At 68.4% G+C, this 9206-nt stretch carries 11 protein-coding genes; 9 read left to right on the forward strand and 2 right to left on the reverse strand.

Annotation, left to right across the window (positions count from 1 at the left end):
- Positions 1-9: 9 nt before the first annotated feature.
- On the reverse strand, positions 10-531 hold the full coding sequence (locus ACLJOO_RS02530) for a GNAT family N-acetyltransferase (protein ID WP_410785123.1): 522 nt from the start codon (positions 529-531) through the stop codon (positions 10-12).
- A gap of 67 nt (positions 532-598) precedes the next feature.
- Here ACLJOO_RS02530 and ACLJOO_RS02535 point away from each other — a divergent pair, with 67 nt between their 5' ends.
- The 9 genes from ACLJOO_RS02535 (at position 599) to ACLJOO_RS02575 (ending at position 8583) form a co-directional block, all read left to right on the forward strand.
- Positions 599-1465, forward strand: a complete 867-nt coding sequence (locus tag ACLJOO_RS02535) for a DUF817 domain-containing protein (protein WP_410785124.1) — start codon at positions 599-601, stop codon at positions 1463-1465.
- A gap of 70 nt (positions 1466-1535) precedes the next feature.
- Positions 1536-2303: a polysaccharide deacetylase family protein gene (locus tag ACLJOO_RS02540; protein WP_410785125.1), complete on the forward strand. Its 768-nt coding sequence runs from the start codon at positions 1536-1538 to the stop codon at positions 2301-2303.
- A gap of 30 nt (positions 2304-2333) precedes the next feature.
- Positions 2334-3332, forward strand: a complete 999-nt coding sequence (locus ACLJOO_RS02545; RefSeq protein ID WP_410785126.1) for a methyltransferase — start codon at positions 2334-2336, stop codon at positions 3330-3332.
- Positions 3333-3378: 46 nt separating this feature from the next.
- Positions 3379-4548 carry a DNA recombination protein RmuC gene (locus ACLJOO_RS02550; protein ID WP_410785127.1) on the forward strand — a complete coding sequence of 390 codons (1170 nt, stop codon included), beginning with the start codon at positions 3379-3381 and terminating at the stop codon, positions 4546-4548.
- A gap of 46 nt (positions 4549-4594) precedes the next feature.
- Positions 4595-5137, forward strand: a complete 543-nt coding sequence (locus tag ACLJOO_RS02555; protein WP_410785128.1) for a DinB family protein — start codon at positions 4595-4597, stop codon at positions 5135-5137.
- A 120-nt stretch (positions 5138-5257) separates the two neighbouring features.
- On the forward strand, positions 5258-6451 hold the full coding sequence (locus ACLJOO_RS02560) for a glycoside hydrolase family 64 protein (protein WP_410785129.1): 1194 nt from the start codon (positions 5258-5260) through the stop codon (positions 6449-6451).
- 40 nt (positions 6452-6491) lie between these two features.
- Positions 6492-6842 carry an ArsR/SmtB family transcription factor gene (locus tag ACLJOO_RS02565; RefSeq protein WP_410785130.1) on the forward strand — a complete coding sequence of 117 codons (351 nt, stop codon included), beginning with the start codon at positions 6492-6494 and terminating at the stop codon, positions 6840-6842.
- On the forward strand, positions 6839-7288 hold the full coding sequence (locus ACLJOO_RS02570) for an SRPBCC domain-containing protein (RefSeq protein ID WP_410785131.1): 450 nt from the start codon (positions 6839-6841) through the stop codon (positions 7286-7288). Before ACLJOO_RS02565 ends, ACLJOO_RS02570 begins: the two co-directional genes overlap by 4 nt.
- A 173-nt stretch (positions 7289-7461) precedes the next feature.
- On the forward strand, positions 7462-8583 hold the full coding sequence (locus ACLJOO_RS02575) for an aromatic ring-hydroxylating oxygenase subunit alpha (protein ID WP_410785132.1): 1122 nt from the start codon (positions 7462-7464) through the stop codon (positions 8581-8583).
- Here the strand turns inward: ACLJOO_RS02575 and ACLJOO_RS02580 are convergent.
- The gene (locus ACLJOO_RS02580) at positions 8567-9175 is read right to left on the reverse strand and encodes an NAD(P)-dependent oxidoreductase (protein ID WP_410785133.1); all 609 of its coding nucleotides are present in this window, start codon (positions 9173-9175) and stop codon (positions 8567-8569) included. The genes ACLJOO_RS02575 and ACLJOO_RS02580 overlap by 17 nt on opposite strands.
- Between the last annotated feature and the right edge of the window lie 31 nt (positions 9176-9206).

Below are 9206 nucleotides of genomic sequence, written 5' to 3' on the forward strand. Positions count from 1 at the left end.
CAATCCGCGTCAGATCAGGAAGGCCTCGAGCTCCACGCCGTACCAGCGGCTGGTGCGGCCGATCGGGCGCATCCCCAACCGCCCGCACACGGCCAGCGAGGCGACGTTGTCCGGGCGGACGACCGCGTAGATCTGCCCGATCCCGGCCTTGAACCCGTGCTCGATCGCACCCCGCGCCGACTCGGTCGCCAGGCCGCGGCCCCACGCGTCCGGGTGGAAATGCCAGCCGATCTCGACCTCGCCGCGGCCCGCGGTCCCGTCCGTCGGGTCGGGTAGCGGGGCCAGTAGTACAGTGCCCGCGATCGTCCCGGTGGCGCGTTCCTCCACGGCCCAGACGCCGTACGGCGCCTCGCGGCTCCGCTCGTTCCACCGCATGATCGCCTTCGTCGCCGCACCGCGATCGGTCATCACCCGAGGCTCGGCGCCCAGCCAGCGGGACACCTCCCAGCGGCGGTAGATGTCGAAGACGCGGTCGCCGTCCGGATCCGCCCAGTCACGCACCACGAGCCGGTCAGTCTCGAAAACCACCATGCTCCCCACCTCCCAAGGCTGTTCCTATTTCTGCGAACCAGGCGATCGCAAGCAACGTCTCCATCCTGTGACCACTTGGACGGATCGGATCGGGATTCCCTCACGCTTCGTGTTCGGATGCCTGCAATTCCTGCGTTTCGGGTGGCTGGAGGTGGTGTCGTGCCTGTTTCCGGGGTTCCTGTTCGCGGGTCTGGCGATCTCGAAGTACATCCACCTGCCGATCGCCCGGTACGACGCCCTGCTGATCTACTGCCTCGGCCTGACGCTGCTGTTCTGGGTGGTGGGGCTGGAGACCTGGCGTGAGGTCGCGGTGATCTTCGGGTTCCACCTGGTCGGGCTCGGGCTGGAGCTGTTCAAGGTCCGGGTCGGTTCGTGGGAGTACCCGGGCGATGCGGTGACGAAGCTCGCCGGCGTACCGCTGTTCGCCGGGTTCATGTACGCCGCGGTCGGCAGCTACCTGTGTCAGGCGTGGCGCCGGTTCGACCTCCGGGTGAGCAACTATCGCCCGATCCTGACCACGGTCTTCGCGGTGCTGATCTACGCGAACTTCTTCACCCATCAGTGGATCCCCGACCTGCGGATCCCGATCGCGCTCGGCCTGCTCGTCGTGTTGCGCCGTACCTGGGTCTTCTTCACGGTCGGCGTACGGCGTTACCGGATGCCGCTGGCGTTGTCGTTCGCGTTGATCGGGTTCTTCCTGTGGATCGCGGAGAACTTCGGCACGTTCCTCGACGCGTGGAACTACCCGGACCAGGTGAGTGTGTGGCGGCTCGTACACCCGGCGAAGTTTGGCGCGTGGTCGTTGCTGGTGAGCATGAGTTTCGTGCTGGTCGCGAGCGTGAAGTCCTTGGAGGGCCGGCTGTACCACCGCGGCGGAACCGCAACAGTCGAGACATCACCGCAACACGGCCACGCCAACCAAGCTGAGAGGTAAGGCGTCTTCAGTGGTGTGAGGGCGCGCCTGAGGGGGCGCTGGGGAACCGCCTTAGGAACAAGGGGAAGTCATGTCCCGAAAGTTCGCCGCATTCGTCGCGACCGGGGTGGCGCTGGCCGTCGTCGTCGGTTCGTTGCTGGTCCTGGCGCTCGGGCACGAACGGCAACCACGACCGGCCGCCGCGACCACGCAGAGCACGACGACACCGGCACCGACGCCCACCGAGACGCCGACGCTGAACGCACCGCCGTCGACGCCGCGCAAGCCGGCCCCGAACCCGACCGCAGCATTTGCCTCCGGCAACAAAAAGGTGCTGTTCTTCAGTTTCGACGACGGGCCGGACCCGGTCTGGACGCCGAAGGTCCTGCAGGTCCTGAAGAAGTACGGCGCACACGCGACGTTCTTCGAGCTCGGCTCGATGCAGACCGCGCACCCCGGGCTGCGCGAGCAGGTGCTCGCCGCCGGCCACACGATCGGCAGCCACTCGATCACGCACCCGCAACTGACCGCGATCTCAGCGGCGAAGCGGCACCACGAGATCTTCGACGGACCCGGGTCGACCTGCTTCCGGCCGCCGTACGGCGCCTCGAACCCGAAGGTCCGCGCCGACATCAAGGCGGCCGGCATGGTCCAGGTGCTGTGGGACGTCGACCCGCGCGACTGGGCCCGCCCGGGCACGAACGCGATCGTGCACAACATCCTCACCCACGCGCACAACCACAACATCATCCTGATGCACGACGGCGGCGGCAACCGGGCCCAGACCGTCGCCGCACTCGACAAGGTCCTCCCACTCCTGAAGGCGCAGGGCTACACCTTCCCCGCGATGAACTGCTGACGTCGGGCGCTCCGGGTCGCACACTGAGCCATGGATGCTTCCCGGGAGCTGCACCGCCTGACCAGCGGGTATCAGGTGACTCAAGCGGTGCACGTCGCCGCCACGCTCGGCATCAGCGACGTACTCGCCGAAGGCCCGAAGAGCCTCGCCCAGCTCGCCGAGTCCACCGGAACGGACACAGGGGCGTTGGCGCGCCTCATGCACGCGCTGGCCGCGCTCGGGCTCTACACCGTCGACGACGGGAAGTACAGCAACACCGAGCTCGGTGCGGCCTTGCGGACCGACGTACCGCGCTCGGTCGCCGGCTGGGCCCGCTTCATCGGCAAGGGCTCCCACTGGCAGGCGTACACCGGTTTGGAGGACAGCATCCGGACGGGTGAGACGGCGTTCCCGGCGGTCCATGGCGAAGCGGTGTGGGAGTACCGCGCGAAGCATCCAGCGGAGCAAGCGGCCTTCGACGCGGCCATGACGTCCATGTCGGAGACGCTGTCCGACGCGGTCGTCGACGCCTACGACTTCAGCCGCTTCGGGACATTGGTCGACGTCGGCGGCGGGCGTGGCCGCCTGTTGATCGGCATCCTGTCGCGGTATCGCTCGGTCAGCGGCGTGCTGTTCGACCAGCCTGACGTGGTCGCGGGCGCCCACGACCTGCTGTCCGCCGCGGGTCTGTCAGAGCGTTGTCTCGTGGTCGGCGGCAACTTCTTCGACGCCGTGCCCGAGGGCGACGCGCACGTTCTGAAGTCGGTGATCCACGACTGGGCGGATGCCGAGTCGATCGAGATCCTGCGCACCTGCCGGAGGTCGATGCCTGCCCACGGCCGCCTCCTGCTGGTGGAGCAATTGCTGGACGAGTCGCCGGATCCCGTGCGTACGGCGTTCTCGGACCTCAACATGCTCGTGATGACCGGCGGACGCGAGCGGACGACGGACGAATACCGCGCACTGCTCGCCGCAGCCGGCCTCGACCTCGTCACCACGGTTCCCACCGCCGGCCCGGCGTTCATCCTCGAGGCGGCGCCCCGTACGTAGGCGTGGTTCGCAGAAACTGTCGGTGGCGTTCGGCACTATCTGTGACATGACCGGTACGACGGTGTTGCTGATCCTGCTCTTCCTTGTGGTGGGGCTGCTGCTGGGGGCTGTGTTCGGCGTGCTGTGGGTGCGCGGACGGGACGGTGCTGCGCTGGCGCGGATCACGGCCGAGCGGGACGCGGCCGAGGACCGGGTGGTCGAGCTGACGCAGGAGCGGACGAGCGTCGGGCAGCAGATGGGCGGCCAGGCGGTCGTCAAGGAAGCGCTGGATCGCCTGCACGCGCAGCTGAATCAGCTCGAGCAGGGCCGTGCGGCGTGGCAGAGCCAGCTGCATCAGCAGGTGAACGAGGTGCGGATGAGCGGTGAGGCGTTGCGCCGCGAGACTGCCTCGTTGTCGACCGCGTTGCGCAAGCCGCAGGTGCGTGGCCGATGGGGCGAGCTGCACCTGCGTCGCACCGTCGAGCTCGCCGGAATGGTTGCCCACTGCGACTTCACCGAGCAGACGACGACCGTTGCCGAGGACGGCGTACTGCGGCCGGACCTCGTGGTGAGGCTTGCCGAGGGCAAGAATCTGGTCGTCGACTCGAAGGTGCCGCTGGCCGCGTTCCTCGAAGCGAGTGAGTCCGACGACGCGGAGTTCCGTGAGGACCGGTTGCGGGCGCACGCGCGGCACCTGCGGACGCATGTCGACCAGTTGGCCGCGAAGGCGTACTGGACGCGGCTGTCCCCGTCGCCCGAGTTCGTCATCCTCTTCGTGCCGGGCGAGTCGTTCCTGTCAGCCGCGCTCGACGTCGAGCCTTCCCTGCTCGAGTACGCCGCTGAACGCCGGGTGATCCTCGCGACGCCGACCACGCTGATCGCTACGCTGCGCGCGGCGGCGTACGCGTGGAACCAGTCGGCGTTGACCGAGTCGGCGCAACAGGTCTTCGAGCTCGGACGGGAGCTGTACGAGCGGCTCGGCACGATGGGCGATCATCTCGGCCGCGTCGGGCGCTCGCTCACGTCCGCGGTGGAGGCCTACAACGGGACGGTCGGGTCGTTCGAGCGCCGGGTGTTCATCACCGCGCGCAAGTTGCGCGACCTGCATGTCACCGAGTCCGAGCTGACCGCGATGGAGTCGATCGAAGCGTCCGTGCGCCCGCTTACGGCGCCCGAGTTCGTGGCGCTGGACGAGTCGCCGACCACGAGGCGGTGGCCACCATCACAGGCGGGCTGAACGTTCCGGAAGGTGATCGTCCGGAACCCCCGCTAGGGTCCTTGCCATGGACAACGCACTGCTCACCGAGCCGCCGGTCGCCGGACCCGAGGCCGACACGTTGCTGGGGGCGCTCGAGCGCAACCGGCGTACCTTCGCCTGGAAGTGCGGAGGATTGGACTCGGCCGGCCTGAACAAGCAGCACCCGCCGTCGACCGTGACGCTCGGCGGGCTGCTCAAGCACCTGGCGCTGGTCGAGGACGAGTACTTCACCCGCCGGCTCCTCGGCAAGGAACTCCCAGCACCGTGGGATTCGGTCGACTGGGACGCCGACCCTGACTTCGAGTGGCACAGCGCGGCGGACGACTCACCTGAAGAACTGATGGACCTGTGGCAGGCGGCGGTCGACCGCTCCCGCGCCGCGGTCGCCGAGGTTCTCGCCACCGGCGGCGTCGACCAGCTGGCCCAATACAAGGGCCGGAACGGCGACTCCCCCAGCCTGCGCTACATCCTCGTCGACCTGATCGAGGAGTACGCCCGCCACACCGGCCACGCCGACCTGATCCGGGAATCCATCGACGGCCTGACCGGCGAAGGCGTACCGCAGTAGGCGTGGGGTTGGCAGACACGCCCTTCCTGTCGGAAAGCCGACAGTAGTGAGGTGTTGACAGTCGGTGTCCTTCTCGCGAAACGATGAGAGCGCTCTCTCAGGCGACGTGAGGAGAAAGAGATGCGCTTCAGAACCAGAGTCTTGGGTGTCGTCGCGGCTGCGGTGGCTGTGGCCGGCGTGCTGTCGGCGACCCCGGACCGGTCGGCCGACGCAGCCGTGCCGGCGACGATTCCGCTGACGATCACGAATAACTCCGGCCGCGGCGACGCGGTCTACATCTACAACCTGGGCACGAACCTCGCCACCGGGCAGCAGGGCTGGGCGGACGCCTCGGGGACGTTCCACGCCTGGCCCGCGGGCGGCAACCCGCCAACCCCGGCGCCGGACGCGTCGATCGCCGGACCAGCCAACGGGCAGTCCGTCACGATCCAGATGCCGAAGTTCTCCGGCCGCGTGTACTTCTCCTACGGCCAGAAGCTCGTCTTCAAGCTCACCACGGGCGGCCTCGTGCAACCCGCCGTACAGAACCCGAGCGACCCGAACCGGAACATCCTGTTCCACTGGTCGGAGTACACGCTCAACGACAGCGGCCTGTGGATCAACAGCACGCAGGTCGACATGGTCTCTGCGCCGTACGCCGTCAGCGTGAAGGCCGGGGACGGGTCCACGAAGACCACCGGCCACCTCAAACCCGGCGGCTACAACGCCGTCTACAACGGTCTCCGCAACGCTCCCGGCGGTTGGGGCGGCCTGATCCAGACGGCGCCCGACGGCTCGGTCCTTCGCGCGCTCTCCCCGCTGTTCGGCGTCGAGACCGGGGCGATCCCGGCGAGCGCGATGGACGACTACATCAACCGCGTGTGGTCGAAGTACAGCTCGGAGACCCTGACGGTCACGCCGTTCGGCGACCAGCCGAACACCAAGTACTTCGGTCGCGTGTCCGGCGGCGTCATGAACTTCACGAACAGCTCCGGCGCCGTCGTCACGTCGTTCCAGAAGCCTGACTCGGCCAGCGTGTTCGGCTGCTTCAAGTTGCTGGACGCGCCGAACGACCAGGTCCGCGGCCCGATCTCCCGCACCCTGTGCGCCGGCTACAACCGCTCCACGCTGCTGACGAACCCGAACCAGCCGGATCCCAACGACGCGAACTTCTACCAGGACGCGGTCACCAACCACTACTCGAAGATCATCCATTCCCAGATGGCCGACGGCCACGCGTACGGGTTCGCCTTCGACGACGTCGGCAACCACGAGGCGCTCGTCCACGACGGGAACCCGCAGCAGGCCGGACTGATCCTCGATCCGTTCGACTGAGTTCTTGACTCTCGTCTTGGTTAGTGGCAGCTTACCGTTCGTGGGAACTTACGGATCGCTGGAAGCCGCCGGACCGGTGCTGGACGCGCTGGGCGACCCGACGCGCCGGGTGATCCTCGAGACGCTGCGTACCGGCGGGCCGTGCTCGGTCGGCGTGCTGGCCGAGCGCGTGCCCGTCAGCCGGCCCGCGATCTCGCAGCACCTGAAGGTGCTCGGTGCGGTCGGCCTGGTGCAGCACGAGTCGCGCGGGACCCGGAACATCTACCGGGTCCATCAGGCGGGACTCGGCGAGCTGCGCAGCTGGCTCGACCAGTTCTGGGGCGACGCGTTGCAGGCGTACGCCGACCATGTCACGCAGACTGTTCGGCAGACCGAGGAGGGACGGAAATGACTGTGGAACAAGACATCTCGCCGTTGGTGAAGACCGTCGTCGTACCGGTCGGGGTCGACCGGGCGTTCGAGGCGTTCACCGCGGAGACGTCGGCGTGGTGGCCGCTGTTCAGCCACTCGGTCGGCGAGGCCAAGGCGAACGAGGTACGGCTGGAGGGCGCCGTCGGCGGGCGCATCGTCGAGTACGGCGCCGACGGCGAGATCGCCACGTGGGGCACCCTGTCGGACTGGGATCCACCGAAGTCGCTGAGCTTCAGCTGGCACCCTGGGCAGGATCCCTCGGAAGCCGGGCAGGTCACCGTGACGTTCGACGCGACCGACGACGGCACACAGGTCCAGCTCGTGCACTCCGGCTGGGAACGCCGCGCCGACGGCGGCCGGGCCCGCCTCAGCTACGACACGGGTTGGGACTTTGTACTGGGCAAGTACGTCGAACACGCCCGATAGTGCCCCGTGAGTGGCGTGGCTTGAGCGATAGCGGTGTCCAGGTGCGTGCATCGGGGTGCTTGGTCAGTGGCCTCGATGCGGAGCATCGTGGGCGCTGGCCAAGTGCCGCGAGGTGCGTGCATGGGCGCCGATAGCGCCAAGCCACGCCACTCACGGGGCACTAAAGTTGGTGGATGGCGAATCCTCCTGTTGACGCGCGTGCACTGGAAGCCTCGCTGCGGCCGCATGGTGAATCGGTCATGCTGCCGCGGGCGGCGTACGTCGATCCGGAGGTGCTCGCCTGGGAACGCCGGCACTTCTTCGCCGGCACCTGGACCTGCCTCGGCCGCGTCGACGAGCTGTCCGACGGTACGTCGTACCGCGAGGTGACTGTCGGCGACATCGCGACCGTTGTCACGTTCGGCGACGTACCGCGGGCGTTCGCGAACACGTGCCGGCATCGCGGTCACGAGCTGCTCGAGCGGGACGAGACGAGCGACCGGCGGGCCGTGGTGTGCCCGTACCACGGGTGGTCGTACGAGCTCGACGGGTCGGTGAAGGCGGCACCGCGGATGGGTGATTGCTTCGACACGTCGCCGTACGGGCTCGTCGAGCTGCCGGCCGAGGTGTGGCACGGGTGGCTGTTCGTGAACGCGACCGGTACGGCGGCGTCGTTCGAGGATCACCTCGGCGGGATCACCGACCTCGTCGCGCCGTACGCGCCGGAAACCCTTGTACTGAAGGCGCGGCACGCGTACGACGTGGCGGCGAACTGGAAGACGATCGTGGAGAACTACCACGAGTGCTACCACTGCCCGCTGATCCATCCCGAGCTGTGCAAGGTGTCGCCGCCGACCTCGGGCGACAACTGGAACCTGCCCGGCGCGTGGGTCGGCGGGCTGATGGACCTGCGACCGGACGCCGAGACGATGTCGCTCGACGGCCGGTCGCTCGGGCTCCCGATCGAGGGCGTCGACCCGCGTCAGGTCAACTACCTCGGACTGTTCCCGAACCTGCTGCTCTCGCTGCATCCCGACTACGTGATGACCCATCGCCTCGAGCCGCGCACACCGGGTCTGACCGCGATCGAGTGCTCCTGGTACTTCCGGCCCGAGGTGACGGACCCGTCGTACGCCGTGGAGTTCTGGGACATCACGAACCGCGAGGACTGGGCCGCCTGCGAGTCGGTCCAACGCGGCGCGGAGTCCCCCCACTTCCGCCCCGGCCCGCTAGCACCCGCCGAGGACGCCGTTTACCAATGGGTGACGATGCTCGCCCGCGGCTACCTCGGCAAGTCGCTCAGTAGCCCAGCGTGAAGCGGCGGCCGTTGTGGGCGGGGGTTTCCGCCTCGTTGATCAGGGCTACCGCGTAGTCCTCGGCGGAGATGTGGTCGCCGACAGGCTCGTCCTGGCCCAGGCGGAAGACGCCGGTGCGCTCGCCGGGGGCGATCACGAAGGCCGGGGACAGCACGGTCCAGTTCACGTCGCTCGCGCGCAGGTTCTCGAGCGCCTGCGAGACGGTCAGCGACTCGTTCTTGTACTCGGCCGGGAACTCCGGGCCGTCCACCACCCGGTTGCCGTTGACAACCAGGCTGCCGGCGCCGCCGACCACGAACAACCGGGTCGCCGTCCCCCGCACCGCGGCGATCAGGGTGTCGACCGCGTCCAGGTAGTCCTGGTGGTCGCCGCCGGTCCGGCTCGGCCCGATCGCCGCGACCAGCACGTCCGAGTCCGCCGCCAGCTCCTTGACCGCCGCCACGTCGTTCGCGCTCCCCCGCACCGCACGGACGCCGTCCGGCAGCGCACCACCGGAGCGCGTCACGCCGGCCACCTCATGCCCGCGACCGACCGCCTCAGCCGCCACCCGGCTGCCGACCATCCCACTCGCGCCGAACACCGCGATCTTCATCTCTACTCCCTGTCTGTTGGTCTGACCTCGA

The sequence above is a fragment of the Kribbella sp. C-35 genome (genome assembly GCF_046549195.1).
Lineage (GTDB): Bacteria > Actinomycetota > Actinomycetes > Propionibacteriales > Kribbellaceae > Kribbella.